Annotated in this window: 7 protein-coding genes and 3 pseudogenes; 1 reads left to right on the top strand and 9 read right to left on the bottom strand. The window is 70.0% G+C overall.

What is annotated here, in order from left to right; all coding sequences use genetic code 11:
- The 9 genes and pseudogenes from Q7T52_RS10725 to Q7T52_RS10700 form a co-directional block, all read right to left on the bottom strand.
- On the bottom strand, positions 1 to 3015 hold a 3015-nt coding region (locus Q7T52_RS10725; RefSeq protein WP_304802289.1), incomplete at its 3' end, for an ExeM/NucH family extracellular endonuclease.
- A gap of 219 nt (positions 3016 to 3234) precedes the next feature.
- Positions 3235 to 4320, bottom strand: coding sequence for an Ig-like domain-containing protein (locus Q7T52_RS20660; protein WP_370692317.1), 1086 nt, complete (start codon positions 4318 to 4320; stop codon positions 3235 to 3237).
- A 204-nt stretch (positions 4321 to 4524) separates the two neighbouring features.
- Positions 4525 to 5979: pseudogene (locus Q7T52_RS20655) on the bottom strand (bifunctional UDP-sugar hydrolase/5'-nucleotidase); the annotation flags it as partial.
- A 60-nt stretch (positions 5980 to 6039) separates the two neighbouring features.
- A pseudogene (locus Q7T52_RS20650) lies at positions 6040 to 8463 on the bottom strand (ExeM/NucH family extracellular endonuclease); the annotation flags it as partial.
- Positions 8437 to 8853 (bottom strand): annotated as a pseudogene (locus Q7T52_RS20645) (lamin tail domain-containing protein); the annotation flags it as partial. The pseudogenes Q7T52_RS20650 and Q7T52_RS20645, both read right to left, overlap by 27 nt.
- 127 nt (positions 8854 to 8980) lie before the next feature.
- Positions 8981 to 9595 (bottom strand): CDP-diacylglycerol--glycerol-3-phosphate 3-phosphatidyltransferase, encoded by a 615-nt coding sequence (gene pgsA / locus Q7T52_RS10715; protein ID WP_304802285.1) that lies wholly within the window; start codon positions 9593 to 9595, stop codon positions 8981 to 8983.
- Positions 9592 to 11001: a 30S ribosomal protein S12 methylthiotransferase RimO gene (gene rimO / locus Q7T52_RS10710; protein WP_304802283.1), complete on the bottom strand. Its 1410-nt coding sequence runs from the start codon at positions 10999 to 11001 to the stop codon at positions 9592 to 9594. The genes pgsA and rimO overlap by 4 nt, the downstream gene beginning before the upstream one ends.
- 57 nt (positions 11002 to 11058) lie before the next feature.
- Positions 11059 to 12534, bottom strand: a complete 1476-nt coding sequence (locus tag Q7T52_RS10705) for a RodZ family helix-turn-helix domain-containing protein (protein ID WP_304802282.1) — start codon at positions 12532 to 12534, stop codon at positions 11059 to 11061.
- The gene (locus tag Q7T52_RS10700; RefSeq protein ID WP_304802280.1) at positions 12531 to 15281 is read right to left on the bottom strand and encodes a DNA translocase FtsK; all 2751 of its coding nucleotides are present in this window, start codon (positions 15279 to 15281) and stop codon (positions 12531 to 12533) included. The genes Q7T52_RS10705 and Q7T52_RS10700 overlap by 4 nt, the downstream gene beginning before the upstream one ends.
- Positions 15282 to 15535: 254 nt before the next feature.
- Between Q7T52_RS10700 and Q7T52_RS10695 the strand changes: the two genes are divergently transcribed.
- On the top strand, positions 15536 to 16720 hold a 1185-nt coding region (locus Q7T52_RS10695), incomplete at its 3' end, for a M4 family metallopeptidase (RefSeq protein WP_304802278.1).

Raw genomic sequence — 16720 nt, 5'->3', positions numbered from 1 at the left:
GAACGACGTCGCCGAGTTGGCGGCCCTGAACTGCTTGACCGCACCCGCCAGCACCGCGGCACCGGCAGAGCCGGAGGTGGTGTCGTTGGCGATCCGACCGTGGAAGTCGTTGGTCGCCAGGATCTGCACGTCGACCGCCGGGGTGACCGTCTGGTCGAGGTTGATGCCGATGACCTCGGGGTTGTGGTCGGAGGCCCTGAAGGCGTCGTTGGTGTAGAGGTTGGTGATGTTGTAGTTGAACCGGCTGTACTCGTAGTAGACCGACTCGTTGGCGTTGATGTTCCAGATGTCGACGCCGCTGACCATCGCGTTGGCCTTGGCGTTGGCGAACACGTGGTCGAGCGAGCCGTCGAGGCCGGAGAAGCTGTAGCTGCTCTCGCCCGGCGTCGTGGTCGAGGCGAGGGCGGTGTAGCCGCTCGACGTCAGGACCTGGACCGGGTCCTCCTGCTCGTAGGCGTTGAAGTCGCCGGTCAGGAAGATCGCGCCGGAGCCGTTGAGGTTGTCGGAGAAGCTCTGGGCGAACGTCTTGAGGGCGTTGGCCTGCAGGATCCGACGGTCGTTGGCGTTGCCCTGGATCGGGTCTGGCGTGCCCGAGCCCTTGGACTTGAAGTGGTTGGTGATGACAGTGAAGGCCTTGGAGCGGCCCTGGTTGACACCCTTGAAGCCCTGCGCCAGCGGCTCACGGGCGTCGGAGAAGGCGCCGATCGGCGCGGTGTCGGAGCTCTCGGTCGTCAGGACCTTGGAGGGACCGACCAGCGAGACGACCGCCGGCTTGTAGATGAAGGCGTTGCGGATGACGTCCTGCTGGGCGAGCGTCGGCAGGTCGGCGGCGGCGGCCGACGGGGCGAAGGCCCAGGTGCCGGCACCGGCGTCGGCGTTGAGCGCCGCGACGAGGGTCGAGAGGGCGAAGTCGCGGTCCTTGCCGAACTTGGCCGAGTTCTCGACCTCCTCGAGCGAGATGATGCTCGCGCCGAGGGTGTTGAGCTCGCGGACGATCTTGTCCTGCTGGCGCTGGAGGTTGACGGTGTTGGCCGCCCCGCGCGGGCCGTTGGGGTTGCAGGAGTTGTTGGTGATCTGGTTGCCGGCACGGTCGGTGAAGTAGGTGCAGGTGTTGCCGGAGGCCAGACCGACGAACTCGTTGCCCGTGGTCGGGAAGTAGTTGAGGACGTTGGCGGTGCCGAGCTTGATGTCGCCGCCGACCGCGCCGGGCGCGGCGGGGCGGTCCTGGGCGAAGTTGACCTTGCCGGTCGGGTTGCCGACGACCTGGCCGCCCGAGGGCAGGAAGGTCCAGCCGTCGAACTGCGGCGTGAGGACGACCGGCTGCGGGAACGTCACCGCGGCACCCACGCGCACCGTGTGGGTGGCCGTGAGCCACGGGATGGCCGAGCCGGTGTTGGCGGCCAGCGTGTAGTTGAGGCTGGACCCGTCGTCGAGGATGATCCGCTTCGCGTCGTTGTAGGCCACGCGGTCGGTGATCTGCTGCGCCTGGGTCTGGGTGTCGTAGAGCTCGGTGGGCTGCTTGAGCGCCACGGTGCTCTCGGCCGCGAGGCCGATCTCGCCGAAGTTGGCGGACGAGGTGCTCGGGAACGGCGAGCCGTCGTAGGGGTCGGTGACGGTGTAGCTGCCGGTCGGGGCGTAGAGCTCGCTCTCGGTCTTCTCACGCAGGTCGTTGATCGCCGCGGCGGTGGCCGGGCAGGAGCCCTGGGCGCAGTCGGTGCCGGGGACGAGCGACTTGGTGACGACGGCCGGCTGGGCCGTCGCGGCGGTCGTGACGGCGCCGGGGGCGGTGAGCTCGATCTCGGTCTGGTTCTTGCCGTTGGTCACGAACTCCTTGGCCGTTCCGGTGACGGTCACGGTGGAGCCGACCGTCGGGTAGGACGCCGCGGGCAGGTTGGTCGCGCTGCCGAAGACGAAGATGCCGTCGGAGGCGTCGGGAGTGGTGTCGGGCCCACCGGTCTGCAGGTAGAAGCCGCTGAGGCCGCCGGTCGGGTACGCCGCGGTCACGACACCGGTGGTGGTGACAGCCGCGTTGGCGAACGGGGTGGTGTCGGTCGTGCCCTGGATCTCGGCGATCGTGTTCTGGGCGGCGGGTGCCGCGGAGACCGTGATCGTGAAGGTGGTGGAGGCGGTCGCCGCGGTAGGCGTCGTCGCGTCCGTCACGGTCGCGGTCACGCTGTAGGTGCCAGCCGTTGTCGGCGTGCCGGAGACGACCCCGGCGTTGGAGATGGTGACGCCGGTGGGCAGACCCGTCGCGCCCCAGGTGTAGGGCGTGGATCCGCCGGAGGCGGCGATGGTGAAGTCGGCGATCGGCGTGCCGGCGACGGCCGACTTGTCGCCCGGGTTGGTCACGGCGAGCGCTGAGGCGCCGGCCGTCGGCGTGGGCAGCGCCTCGCTGAAGTCGTTGTTGTTGTGGTCGGTGTCGACCAGGGACGGGCTTCGCTGAGCCGACGTCACGTTGGTCAGCACCGTGGTCGTGGCCTGCGTCTCGAACGAGCTGGCGGTGCCGTAGCCGACCATGTCCACGAGGGCGGCATTGCCCGCGAGGTTGCCGGTTCCGACGGTCGACGCCGTCGTGTTGCTGACCAGCAGGACCTGACCTGACCCGCCGGCGAGCCCGATGGTCCCCGTCGCGTTGGGCGTGGGGAGCGTCGCAGTGCCGGCGGCGGCACCGTCTGCCTCCTTGACGAGGTAGTAGCCACCCGCCGGGATCGTGCCCGTCAGCGGCGTGATGCCAGCCGCCGAGTTGGTGACCGTCGAGCCGGCCGTTGCGCGGTACTGGACCGACCAGCCGGACACGCTGACGGGCGACGTCGACGGGTTGTGGAGCTCGATGAAGTCGGCGGTGTAGGTCGGGTTGGTCCCGTTGCCTCCCGCTCCGTAGACCTCACTGATCACGACCGTGGTCGACACCGCCTGGGCGGGAGCGGTCGTGAGACCGACGGCGAGCGGGGTGACGACGAGGCCGGCGACGAGCGAGCCAATCAGCCCTCGGCGCGCAGAGACGTGCTTCAACACAGAGAAGTCCTTAGGTGAGCGGAAGGATGCTACGGGGTGGCACAGCCGGGGAAGAGTTGCACCATATGCCCGTCCACCGACAGTTCGTCCTGCTCTTCGACAAAACGTAATGAAACGTTCCCGTCAGGACCCTGACCGTGACCTGGCGGGTGGCAAAACGTCACCGGCCCGCCGGGCAGCGGTGAGCTGCGCGGCGGGCCGGGACGTCGTACGGGGGTGTTACTTGATCTTGATCGTCACCTTCTTCGACGTCGCGGTGAAGACCGCGCTGCCGAGGTAGCGGACCGTGACCGTCGTGTTGCGAGCCACCTTGGGCAGCTTGAACGACGACTTGCCGGCCTTGAGGGTGCGGGTGACCTTCTTGCCCGCGAAGGTGAAGGTCACCTTGCCCGTGACGGCCGCGCCGACGCCGGTGAGCGCCACCTTGACGGTGGGCCGGGCGTTCTTCTTGACCGACTTGGGAGCGGTGACCTTGAGCACCGGAGCCTGCTTGACGACCTTGACCGTGAGGGCCTTGGAGGCCCCGTTGGTCTTGGCGTCACCCAGGTAGGCCACGGTGAGGGCGGTGGTGCCGACCGTCGCGTAGGTGCCCATCTGGATCGTGACCTTGCCGGCGACCAGGGTGCCGGTCTTGAGGACCCGGGTGCCCTGGCGAACCTCGACCGTGCCGGTCGCGGTGTAGCCAGTGGTGCCGACGGCGACGACGATCCGGTTGGTCGTCTTCTTGACCTGGACCGTCGCCGGGGTGGCGGACGCCGACAGGGTCGGCGACGCCTTGACGACCGTGACCACGACCGTGCCGGTGCTCGGGTCGAACCCGGGCCCGCCGGAGTAGGCCAGGGTCAGCGTGTGCGGTCCGACCTCGAGGGCGAGCGCGTCGATCGAGATGATCGCTGCGCCGTCGACCAGCGTGGCCGTGCCGAGCACGGTCGTCCCGTCGCGCAGCTCGACCGTGCCGGTGGGCTTGGTCGTGACGCTGGCCGGCGTGACGGTGACGCTCACGCTGCCCGGGGCACCGTAGACGATATCGGCGGACGTGCCCGAGACCGTGGTGGCCACGCTCGGCGGCGCCTCGACCGAGAACGGCACGCGGAACACGGTGCCGGTCTGGGTGCCGGTGAAGACCACCTCGTGCGCCCCGCCGGCCAGGTTGGCCGGGAGGGTGATGGACGCCGTGGCGGTGCCGACCTCGTCGAAGCCGGGCAGCGCGGTCTGGCGGGTGGTGTCGACCGGGACGGAGCCCACGGTCACGCCGTCGATCGTGGCGGTGAGGGTGGTGTCGTTGAGGTCACCCGGGCCGGTCATCGAGAGCGACGACAGGTTGGCCGTGAGCGTCCCACCGGTCGGGTAGACCGCCGGCGCACCGGCCGGGATCGTGACCCCGACGGCCCGCTGGCTGTAGTCGACGGGAGCCGGGGTGGTCGCCCCGAGCGCCGCGAAGTAGTCGACCTGGGCCTGCAGGTCGGTGACACCGGTGTCCTGCTTGCGCGCGGTCCCGTTGAGGGCGGTGAAGTTGTCACCACCGGTCGACAGGAACGAGTTGACCGTGACCGAGTAGACCGTGGCCGGGTCGATCGCCGTACCGTCGAGGTACATGCTCTTGATGCGCGAGCCCTGGGCGGCGGTGGGGTCGTAGGTGTAGGTGAACCCCTTGCTGATGCCCAGCTTGAGGAACGGACGTGCCGCTCCGGTGGGCTGCCACTGCTGCTCGAGCGCGGCCTTGATCTGAGCACCCGTCAGGGCCTCGTTGACCAGGGTGTTGGCGAACGGCTGAACGTTGGCCGCGTCCTTGTAGGTCACGGTGCGGGGGAAGGCCCCGGTGCCCTGACCGGCCAGGTCGGCGCGCAGGCCACCCGGGTTCATGAACGCGATCTGCGCCGAGCCGGTCGTGGTCGACGAGGTCTGCTTGCGCTGGATCTCAGCGACCAGGTTGCCCAGGGTCGACTCGCCACCACGGTTCTCGGTGGTGCCGTCAGCCAGCTTGGCCCGGTTGAACGTGCCACCGATCTGACCCAGCGGCTGAGCACCGAGGACGTTGGCCTGGTTGACCGCGTTGGTCACGATCGTCGCGGTGTTGCTGTCGACCGGGTAGTTGAACGACGAGCCGGTCGTGCCGACCTTGAGCGGCAGGACGTCCTGGGTCTTGGCCTGGACGATGCCGGTGGTCGGGTTGACGGTGAAGACCAGCTTGTTGAGGTTGGTCCCGTACTGACCCGCGGAGACGATCGGGCGCGTGGTGACCGGGCGACCGGCCCACGTCGCGACCGGCTGCGAGCAGTTGTAGACCAGGTGGGTGTGGCCCGACACGATCGCGTCGATCTTGTCGTTGACGCCCGAGGTGATCTTGCCGAAGTCCGAGGTGGTGTCGGTGTTGATCGTGGCGCAGTCGGTGCCGGCAGCGCCCTCGTGGACCAGCAGGACGATGACGTCGGCGCCAGCAGCCTTGAGCACGTTGGCCTCGGCGTTGGCCGCGGTCACGATGTTGGTCACCTGGATGTTCGAGATGCCACCCGGAGCGACGAGCTCGGGGAGGTGCTCGGTGACCGCACCGATGTAGCCGACCTGGATGCCGCCCTGGGTCTTGATGATGCTGGGGTCCAGGGCGGGGTTGCCGGAGTCACGGAACTTGACGTTGGCGCCGAGGTACTTCCAGTTGGCGCCGCCGAGCGGGTTGGTCGTGGCGTTGTAGGGGGCCATGACGCGGTTGACCAGGTCGTTGTAGCCCTGGTCGAACTCGTGGTTGCCGACCGCGGAGACGTCGAGGCCGGCCTCGTTGAGCGCGTCGATCGTCGGCTTGTCCTTCTGGATGAAGGACTCGAAGGTCGAGGCACCGATCAGGTCACCAGCAGCGACGAACGACGTCGCCGGGTTGGCGGCCCGGAGCTGCTTGACCGCACCCGCGAGGACGGCGGCACCGGCGGCACCGGAGGTGGTGTCGTTGGCGATCCGACCGTGGAAGTCGTTGGTCGCCAGGATCTGCACGTTGACGTTGGTCTCCACCGCGGGGTCGACCGTGAGGCCGATGACCTCGGGGTTGTGGTCGGAGGCCCGGAACGGCGAGGTGTTGTAGAGGTTGGTCGCGTTGTAGTTGAAGCGGCTGTACTCCTGGTAGACCGACTCGTCGCCGTTGATGTTCCAGATGTCGACGCCGGTCACGTAGCTCAGCGCCTTGGCGTTGGCGAACACGTGGTCGAGCGAGCCGTCGAGGCCACCGAAGTTGTAGCTGTCCTCGCCGGGGGTCGTGGTCGAGTCGAGCTCGGTGTAGTCGCCGTTCTCCTCGAGCTTCTGGATCGGGTCCTCGTGGCTGTAGGCGTTGAAGTCACCGGTCAGGTAGACGGCGCCGGTGCCCGCGAGCGTGCTGGAGAACGTCGAGGCGAAGGCCTTCAGCGCGACGGCCTGGTTGACGCGGTCGGGGTTGGCGTTGCCCTGGCCCGTGCCGTCGTCGGTGCCGGAGCCCTTGGACTTGAAGTGGTTGACGATCACGGAGAACGCCTTGTTGTCCGGGGCGCCGGCCTTCTTGAAGCCCTGGGCCAGCGGCTCGCGGGCGTTGCCGAAGGCGGCCGATCCGACGAGCACCTTGGACGGGCCGACCAGGGAGACCTGGGCCGGCTTGTAGATGAAGGCGCTGCGGATGACGTCCTGCTCCGCCTGGGCGGGCAGGTCGGCGGCGGCCGGCGAGGGCGCGAAGGCCCAGGTGCCGGCACCGGCGTCGGCGTTGAGCGCCGTCACGAGGGTGCTCAGACCGAAGTCGCGCGCCTTGCCGTAGTAGATCGAGTTCTCCATCTCCTCGAGGGAGACGATGCTCGCGCCGATCGTGTTGATGGCGTGCACGATCTTGTCCTGCTGGCGCTGGAGGTTGGCGGCGTTGGCCGCGCCCCGAGGACCGTTGGGGTTGCAGGTGTTGTTGGTGATCTGGTTGCCCGCGCGGTCGGTGTAGTAGGTGCAGGTGTTGCCGGAGGCAAGACCCACGAACTCGTTGCCGGTGGTCGGGAAGTAGTTGAGCACGTTGAACGTGGCCAGCTTGATCTCGCCGCCGACGTTGCCGGGGGCAGCAGGGCGGTTCTGGGCGAAGTTGACCTTGCCGGTCGGGTCGCCGACGATCTGGCCGCCGGTGGGCACGAAGGTGGCGCCGTCGAAGCCGACGGTGAGCACGACGGGCTGCGGGAAGGTGACCGCGGCGTTGTTGCGCACGTAGTGGGTCGGCGTGAACCACGGGATCGGGGTACCGGTGTTGGCGGCCAGCGTGTAGTTGAGGCTCGAGCCGTCGTCCATGATCACCCGGTGGGCGTCGTTGTACGCCGTACGGGCGGCGATCTGGGCCGCCTCGGTCTGGGCGTCGTAGAGGTCGGTCGGGACGACCAGGGCCCGGGTGCTCTCGGCCGCGAGGCCGAGCTCACCGAAGTTGGCCGACGACGTGCTCGGGTAGGGCGAGCCGTCGTAGACGTCGGTCGTCGTGTAGCTGCCGGTCGGGGCGAAGAGCATGCCCTCGACCGTCTCGCGAGCGTCGAGCAGCGCCGTGCCGGTGAGGCAGGAGCCCTGCACGCAGTCGGTGCCGGGGACGACGGTCTTGGCGACGACGGCCGGCTGGGCCGTGGCGGCGGTGGTGACGTTGCCCGCGTTGGCGACGTTGATCTCGGTCAGCGTCGTGGAGCCGATCGTGAACTCCACGGCGGTGCCGGAGACGGTCACCGTGGTGCCGACGGCCGGGTAGGTCGTGAAGGACGGGGCGTAGACGAAGACGGCGTCCGAGGCGTTCGGCGTCGTGTCGGTGCCACCGGTCTGGATGTAGAAGCCGTTGAGGCCACCCGTCGGGAAGGCCGCCGTGACGACACCGGTGGTGGTGACCGCCTGGTTGGCGAACGGCGTGGTGCCGGTCGTGCCCTGGATCTGGGCGATCGTCGTCTGCGCGCCGGGCTCGCTCACCGTGTAGGTGAACGTCACCTGGGCGGTGGCGGCCGGGGTCGCGGAGTCGGTGACCGTCGCGGTGACCGAGAAGGTGCCGGTCGCGGTGGGGGTGCCGGAGACCTGGCCGGCGGCGCTGATCGTCAGCCCGGTCGGGAGGCCCGTGGCGGTCCACGAGTAGGGCGAGGTGCCGCCGGTCGCGGCGAGGGTGAAGGGGGTGATCGCGGCGTTGACCGTCGCGGTCTTGGTGCCGGGGTTGGTCGCCGCGAGCGCGCCGGGGGTGCTGCCGCCGCCGCCCGTGTTCTGCGGAGCGGGGGTGCCGACGGTGAGGTCGGTGGCGTTGTTGTCGGTGTCAGCGCCCGTCGCCGAGCGACTCGTTGAGGTGGTGTTGCTGACGGCCGCGCCGACAGCGCCCTCGAAGGAGTTGCTGTTGGCGCTGACCAGGTCGATGACCGGCCCGGCGGCACTCGTCGTCACGGCGCCGACACCGGGGTTGATCGCGGTGGTGCCGGCGGCGAGAAACACTGTGAACGCGGTGCCACTCATGGCGATCGTGCCGGTGGCGTCAGGCGTGGGCAGGGCCGTGGTGCCGGCAGTGCCGGCGGCCTCCTGGACGAGGTAGTGGCCACCGGCCGGGACGCTGCCGGTGAGGGCGGTCACGGCCGAGGCGACGCCCGTACCGGTACCCGAGCGGTACTGGACCGACAGGCCGGCGACGCTGATGGGCGCGGAGGTCGGGTTGTAGAGCTCGATGAAGTCGTTGGTGAGGGTGGCGCCGGAGTTTCCACCACCGCCGTACGCCTCGCTGATGACCAGCGCCGTAGCGCCGGGTGTTGCTTGGGCGGGGGCCGAGAAGCCCAGGGCGAGCGGACTGGCGACCAGACCGGCAACGAGTGTGCCGATCAGGGCGCGGCGCTTTGACGCGTGCGTGAACACAGAGAGTGGAACCCTTCGAAGGGAGACGACGACAGAACGTGCAGAGGAACCCGCTGACTCTAGGCGTCTCGGACGACCGGATTCGGAGAACCGGGCAAACAGCGAGAAAACGTCCGGAAGGGTGGGGCTACGTTGCCGGGACGTTACGTCGTTGGCGGTAGTAGTCCCGGAAGAACTCGTAGCCCGACCAGAGCGTCATCGCGACGGCGCCGGCCAGCAGCACCTGTGCGAGGTAGAACAGGACGTCGCCGGGGACGTCGCCCCAGCCCGTGAGCTGGCGGCCCGGCAGGGTCAGCCCGCCGAGGGCGAAGACCTGCAGCATCGTCTTGATCTTGCCGCTCCGTGCGGCTGCGATCACCACGTCCTTGGCCACCGAGAGGCGCAGGATCGTCACCGACCACTCACGCAGCAGCACGACGATGGTGACCCACCACCAGATGTCGCCGGTGATCGAGAGCGCGATGAACGCCATCCCGGTCATGGTCTTGTCGGCGATCGGGTCGGCGATCTTGCCGAAGTCGGTGACCAGGTCGCGGGCGCGGGCGATGTCGCCGTCGATCTTGTCGGTGACCATGGCGATCGCGAAGACCGCGTAGGCCAGGCAGCGCCACAGGATCGAGTCGTGGTCGTGGCCGAGCAGGAACCACCCGTAGACGGGGACCAGCGCGATCCGCGTCGTCGTGAGGGCGTTGGGGAGGTTCCAGTTGCTGACCACCCGGTCCTGGTTCTGCCCCTCGGTCATCGGGCGGCGCCGGTGGGCCGGGCGACCAGGTCGACGCCGTCGGTGCCGATGACGACCGCGGGCACCAGGTCGCCGACGGCGAAGACGCCCTCGCTCAGCGTGGTGGTGCCGTCGACCTCGGGGCCCTGGTGGGCGGCGCGTCCCTCGGCACCGTGACCGTCAGCGGCGTCCTCGGTGCTCTCGACGAGCACCAGGACGTCCTCGCCGATGCGCTCCTCGGCCCGCTGGGCGGTCAGCTCCTCGACCAGCGCGGTGACGTGCTGGGCGCGCGCCCAGACCTCGTCCTCGTCGAGCTTGTCGTCGAACGACGCCGCTTCGGTCCCGTCCTCGTCGGAGTAGCCGAACACGCCGGTGACGTCGAGCCGGGCGGCCTCGAGGAAGTCGCACAGGGTCTGCAGGTCCGCCTCGGTCTCCCCCGGGAAGCCGACGATGACGTTGGAACGCACCCCGGCCAGCGGCGCGTGCGCGCGCACCTGCTCGAGGAGCGTGAGGAAGCTGTCGGGGTCGCCGAAGCGACGCATCCGACGCAGCACCGTGGCGCTGGCGTGCTGGAAGGACAGGTCGAAGTAGGGCGCCACGCCGGGCGTCGTGGCGATCGCCTCGACGAGGCCCGGACGCGTCTCGGCGGGCTGCAGGTAGGACACCCGGACCAGGTCGACTCCCTCGATGGCGGCGAGCTCGGGGAGCATCGTCTCGAGCAGCCGCAGGTCGCCGAGGTCCTTGCCGTAGGACGTCGAGTTCTCCGACACCAGGAACAGCTCGCGGGCGCCCTGGGTGGCGAGCCAGCGGGCCTCGGTGATGACGTCGGACGGGCGGCGGCTCACGAACGAGCCGCGGAAGCTGGGGATCGCGCAGAAGGTGCAGCGCCGGTCGCAGCCGCTGGCCAGCTTGAGCGGCGCCATCGGACCGGACTCGAGCCGCGCGCGGGGGGCGACCTCGGGGGCCTGCCGCTCGGCCGGGCTGATCGGGAGCAGCAGCCGGCGGTCGGACGGGGTGTGCGGGTGGTGGGTCTCCCCCGCCACGATCGAGCGGAGCCGCCCGGCGATGTCGGGGTAGTCGTCGAACCCGAGCACGGCGTCGACCTCGGGCAGCGACGCCGCCAGGTCCTTGCCGTAGCGCTCGGACATGCAGCCGACCGCGACGACGGCCTGCGTGCGGCCCCCGTGGCCGGCCGAGGCCTTGAGGTCGGCGGCCTCGAGGAGCGCGTCGACGGAGTCCTTCTTGGCCTGCTCGACGAACCCGCAGGTGTTGACGACGACCGTGTCGGCGTCGGCCGCGTTGCTGACCAGCTGGAACCCGTCAGCGGCTAGCCGTCCGGCGAGCTCCTCGGAGTCGACCTCGTTGCGTGCGCACCCGAGGGTGAGCATCGCGACGGTGAGCGGGGCGGCGGCGGCGTCGGTGGTCATAGGTACCCCGAGTATGACGTCCGCCGTGGACGGCACCCGAATTGCCGAGTCCGTGCGTCAGGGCACGTAGACGCGGGCGGCGTCCTGGCCGGAGCTGCCGAGCGCGGCCGCGTCCTCGCCGTCGAACGCGACGAGCAGTCCCCCGTCGGTGCTGTTGATGCGCACCGGGGGCACGACGTCGAGCTCGGCGGTCTGGTTGAAGGCCAGGTCCTCGTCGAAGACGACGCGCGAGCGTCCGTCGCGGACGATGACGCGGGCGCCACCGGTCGCGGCCGTGAACGACACCGGGACCCGGGTCGTGGCACCGCTGAGCTGGGCGCGGCCGCCGGGCGAGCCGTTGAGCACGACCTGGTCGGAGACCGGGACGGGACCGTCCATGACCAGGCGGGCGACCGACCAGACGAGGACGACGGCCATCACGGCGGCGACGAGCACGGGCCAGTTGAGCCGGCCACGGGTGCCGCGGATCGCGCCGCCCGCGCCGGTCGAGAGCTCGGCCTCGAACACGCGCCGGGGGTCGATCGGGGCGCCCGCGTAGCGCTCGTCGTAGGACGCCACGAGGGGGTCCGCGTCGACGCCGAGGATCCGGCCCAGGGTGCGCAGGTGGCCGCGCGCGTAGAAGTCGCCGCCACAGGGCCCGAAGTCGTCGAGCTCGATGGACTCGATCACGTGCGGACGGATCCGGGTGCGCTCGGCCAGCTGGTCGACACTCAGGCCGACGCGCTGGCGCGCCGCGACGAGCAGCGGACCGATCACCGGGTCGGCCGGCGTCGAGGGCAGGTCGTCGGCGTGGATGACGATGGTGGAGGTGGCCGACGGGTCCGAGGTCGTCACGGTGGGGAGCAGCACGACCGAGGTGTCGTCGTCGGCTGCGTCGCCGGCGTCGGCGCGGACCACCTTGTCGAGCAGCACCTCCTGGCGGCGTCCGGCCACCAGCTCGCGGGCCGGCTCGGGGCCGTCGGCGAGGCCGGGTGCCTCGACGTCGGGTCCGGGTTGGACGACGGTGGTCCGGCCCTCGCTCAGGTCGAGCAGGGCGTCGCCCAGCTCGTGCCAGTCGGAGCCGGTCAGCTGCACCGACAGCGAGAGGCGCACCGAGAGCACGCGGCCCTCGAGGTCGACGACGCTCAGCGAGCCGTCGTGGAGCAGCGAGGTGCGTGGACGGTGCTCGACGCGGTCGACGTCGGGCCAGGCGACCCCGTGCCAGACGCGTCCCCGACGCACGCGCACGCCCTGGTGGTCGATCACCATGAGTGGTGCCCGCGCGTCGACGACGGCCGCGAGGTGCAGCAGCCCGATGAGCCCGGTCAGCAGGCAGACCGCCCAGTCGAACAGCGACCCGTCGCCCGTGGCGGCGCGGAGCAGGTAGGCCACCGAGACCGCGGCGCCGGTGACCCCGACGAGGAGCGACAGCGGACCGTCACGGCGGACCTGGACGGTGTCGTCGTAGGTGTCCTCGAAGGGCGCGTCCTCGACGTCGGTGCCGACGAGCGGTGCGGTGTCGTGGTCGGTCGGGTCCGAGGCGTCGGTGCTCACTGCTCCCCCTGGATGGTGTAGATCACGGCGTCGATCTCGTCGGGCTTGATGAGCACGTCGCGGGCCTTGGAGCCCTCGCTCGGCCCGACCACGCCCCTGCTCTCCATGATGTCCATCAGCCGGCCCGCCTTGGCGAAGCCGACCCGCAGCTTGCGCTGCAGCATCGAGGTCGAGCCGAACTGGGTCGACACGACGAGCTCGATGGCCTGGACGACCAGGTCCATGTCGTCACCGATGTCGTCGTCGAGCACCTTGTTGCTCGCCGCGGCGACGGTCACGTCCTCGCGATAGCTCGGCTCGAGCTGGCTCTTGCAGTGCTTGACGACCTGGGCGATCTCGGCCTCGGTGACCCACGATCCCTGGACGCGTACCGCCTTGGAGGCGCCCATGGGCAGGAAGAGCCCGTCGCCCTGGCCGACGAGCTTCTCGGCGCCGGGCTGGTCGAGGATGACGCGGCTGTCGGCGAGCGACGAGGTCGCGAAGGCCAGCCGGGACGGCACGTTGGCCTTGATCAGACCGGTGACGACGTCGACCGAGGGCCGCTGCGTGGCGAGCACCAGGTGGATGCCGGCGGCACGCGCGAGCTGGGTGATGCGGACGACGGCGTCCTCGACGTCGCGTGGCGCCACCATCATCAGGTCGGCGAGCTCGTCGACGATGACCAGCAGGTAGGGGTAGGGCGTGAGCACCCGCTCGCTGCCCGGCGGGACCTCGACCTTGCCGTTGCGGACGGCCTTGTTGAAGTCGTCGATGTGGCGGAACCCGAAGTTGGCCAGGTCGTCGTAGCGCAGGTCCATCTCGCGCACGACCCAGGCGAGCGCCTCGGCGGCCTTCTTGGGGTTGGTGATGATGGGGGTGATCAGGTGGGGCACGCCCTCGTAGGCGTTGAGCTCGACCCGCTTGGGGTCGACCATGATCATCCGCACCTCGTCGGGCGTCGCCCGCATCAGCACCGACGTGATCATCGAGTTGATGAAAGACGACTTGCCCGAGCCGGTCGCGCCGGCCACCAGCAGGTGCGGCATCTTCGCCAGGTTGGCGACGACGAAGCCACCCTCCACGTCCTTGCCGAGCCCGGCGATCATCGGGTGGTGGTCGCCGCGTGCCGTGCCGGACCGCAGCACGTCGCCGAGGCTGACGATCTCCTTGTCGACGTTGGGGATCTCGATGCCGATCGCGGACTTGCCGGGGATCGGGCTGAGGATCCGTACGTCGGCCGAGGCGACGGCGTAGGAGATGTTCTTGGAGAGGGCGGTGACCTTCTCGACCTTGACCGCCGGCCCGAGCTCGACCTCGTAACGGGTGACCGTGGGGCCACGGGTGTAGCCGGTGACCTGGGCGTCGATGTTGAACTGCTCGAGCACCTGGGTCAGGCGGGCGACGACCTCGTCGCTGGCGGCCGAGCGGGCCTTGTGGACCGAGCCCGGCTTGAGGACCTCGTTGGCCGGCAGCGAGTAGACGACGTCGCCGGACAGCGCGAGCTGCTCCATGCGCGGCTCGATGGGCGTGTGCGGCGGCGGCTCGAGGACCTCGTGGTCGTCGTGGACCTCGTCGGCGACCTCGGGCCGGGTCGGCATCGGGCGGCGCACCGGCGCGGGCAGCTCGTCGTCGTGGGCCAGGGCCACGTCGAGGGCGTCGAACGCCTCGGTGGGCGGGCCCCCGTCGGCCGTCGGGTCGAGCACGGGACCCGGGACGCCGACGGCGACGTCGACCGGCTCCTCGACCTTCTTCTTGCGGCGCTTCTTGACCTCGCGGTCCTCGAGCACCGGGCTGTCGTAGGCCGGGTCGCCCATCTCGGGGTCGATCGTGTCGTCGACGAGCCGACCGGCGGAGTCGTAGGTCGCACCGTCGCCCTCGCCGTCGACCGGCGGCCGGCCGAGGGCGAAGTCGTAGAGGTCGCGCAGGCGGTCCGGCACCCGGTAGAGCGGGGTGGCGGTGATGACGAGGACGCCGAAGAGGGCGACCAGGACGAGGAGGGGGACGACGACGGCCGACGACTGCAGCAGGTCGAGCAGCAGCGACGACACGACGTAGCCGACCGCTCCCCCGCCCTCGCGCAGCGGCGTGGTGTCGCCCTCGACGGGCTGCGGGTTGCCGGAGGCGATGTGCACGACGCCGAGAACACCGAGCGCGAGGGCGGTCCAGCCGACGGCCTGGCGCCCGGCGGGGCCCTGCTCGACGGGGTGGCGCATGAGCCGCCAACCGGCCCAGACCAGGGCGAGCGGGACGAGCCAGCCGACCTTGCCGACGGTGCCGACCACGGCCGTGCGGCCGAGGTCCATGACGCCGCCGGGGGCGGCGAACCAGACGGCGGCGCCGACGACGACGGCCACCCCGACCAGGAAGAGGCCGGCCCCGTCGCGGCGGTGCTCGGGCTCGAGGTCGCGTGCGCTGCGGCCCATCCCGCGGATCGCGGCACCGACGCCGTGCGCCAGCGCGATCCAGACCGCGGCGACACCGCGGAACAGGGTCTGGAAGATCTTGGCAACCGGTCCCGTCCCGGTGCGGACCGCGCGGGGCGCGGGCCGGCTGGTCCGAGCGGCGGGGCGCCGCGAGGACGTCGCGGTCTTCTTCGGGGGGGTCTTCCCTGCGTTCCGGGGTGTGGAGCCTGACCGGGCCTGTCCGCTGCGGGCCTTGCTAGAGCCTGTGGTGGAGCCGGACCCGGCGCTCTTGCCGGATCCGGACCTGCTGCGGGAGGACGTGCTCGGGCTGCGCGACCCCGGCGGGGAAGACGTACGGGTCGCCATGCCCTCAACCTAGGCGATCGCCACATCCGTCACACGGACCACGTGGATGCGTGTCGCCCTCGTGCGCCTCACTGTTCCCACCGGCCCCAGCCCTCTCCCCCATCACCGGAGGCCCGCCTAGTCAATTCGAGTCAGGCTTTACGTGGTCGTGACTATCTGGACCTAGACCATTCGGTGGAAGGTCCTTAAGGTGCCTGTTTGGCGGGCCACATCAACGGCCCTCCAACAAATCATTCACTCGGAGGGAACATCACGTGAAATTCCTCAAGACCGGACTGAGCCTGGCGGTGATCGGGGCGACCTTGTCGGTCGTTCCCGGCGCGCCATCAGTCGCTGTCGGAGCCGCTGCGGCTGCCGACGACACCTCGGTGACGGCACAGATGCGCGGGGCCGCCGACGGCAGCGTACGGATCACCACCGAGAGCGCGACGGGCAAGGTGGGGTTCATCTCCGCCCGCGGCGCCAACGCCGACCTGCTGCCGTCCGTCGAGGCGAACAGCAAGACGGCGGCCGTCGCCAAGGCGACGACGTACCTCGACAAGTACGGCGCCGCGTTCGGTCTCACCAAGGGCCAGCTCAAGCAGAGCAACGTCGTCACGGACAAGTACGGCACGGTCGTCACCTTCGACCAGCAGTACAAGGGTCTGCCGGTCTTCGGCGCCCGCCTCAAGGCCAACGTCGACACGTCGGGCGACCTCACCGCCGTCAGCGGCTACGCCGCTCCCGACCTGTCCCTCTCCACCACCCCCCGCCTGAGCGCAGCCACGGCCGCCGAGCACGCGATCGCCGCCGTCAAGGCCGACCCGCCGACCAGCGAGACGGGCGCCAAGGCCGACACCTCCGGCGTCAAGGCCGTCCACAACGAGCTCAGCGTCTATCGGATGGGTTCCCTCCGCGGCGTCACCGGCAAGTCCCTCCTGACCTACGTGGTCGAGGTGTCCGACGCCAAGAGCGTCCGCGACATGGTCTTCATCGACGGCAACACCGGCAAGCCGGTCAACCGCTACTCGATGATCGCCGACGGGCTCGACCGTGAGCTGCAGGAGGCCACCGGCACCGCCACCGCCCCCGTCCTCACGACGGTCTGGAAGGAGGGCGACCCGTTCCCGGGCACCCTCAACGTCGACCAGCAGAACCTCATCAACTCCTCCGGTGAGTCCTACTGGCTCTACAGCAACGCGTTCGGTCGCGACTCCTACGACGGCGAGGGCGCCAAGCGCGTCACGGTCAACAACGACCCGCGCATCGACTGCCCCAACGCCAACTGGAACGGCACGACCACCAACTACTGCGACGGCGTGACGTCCGACGACGTCGTCGCGCACGAGTGGGGTCACGCCTACACCGAGTACACCTCGGGCCTGATCTACCAGTACCAGTCCGGCGCGCTCAACGAGTCCTACTCCGACGTGTGGGGCGAGACGCTCGACCTCGTCAAC

The organism is Nocardioides sp. (genome assembly GCF_030655615.1).
In the GTDB taxonomy this organism is placed as follows: domain Bacteria; phylum Actinomycetota; class Actinomycetes; order Propionibacteriales; family Nocardioidaceae; genus Nocardioides.
This window is presented reverse-complemented; position numbering and strand designations above follow the sequence as displayed.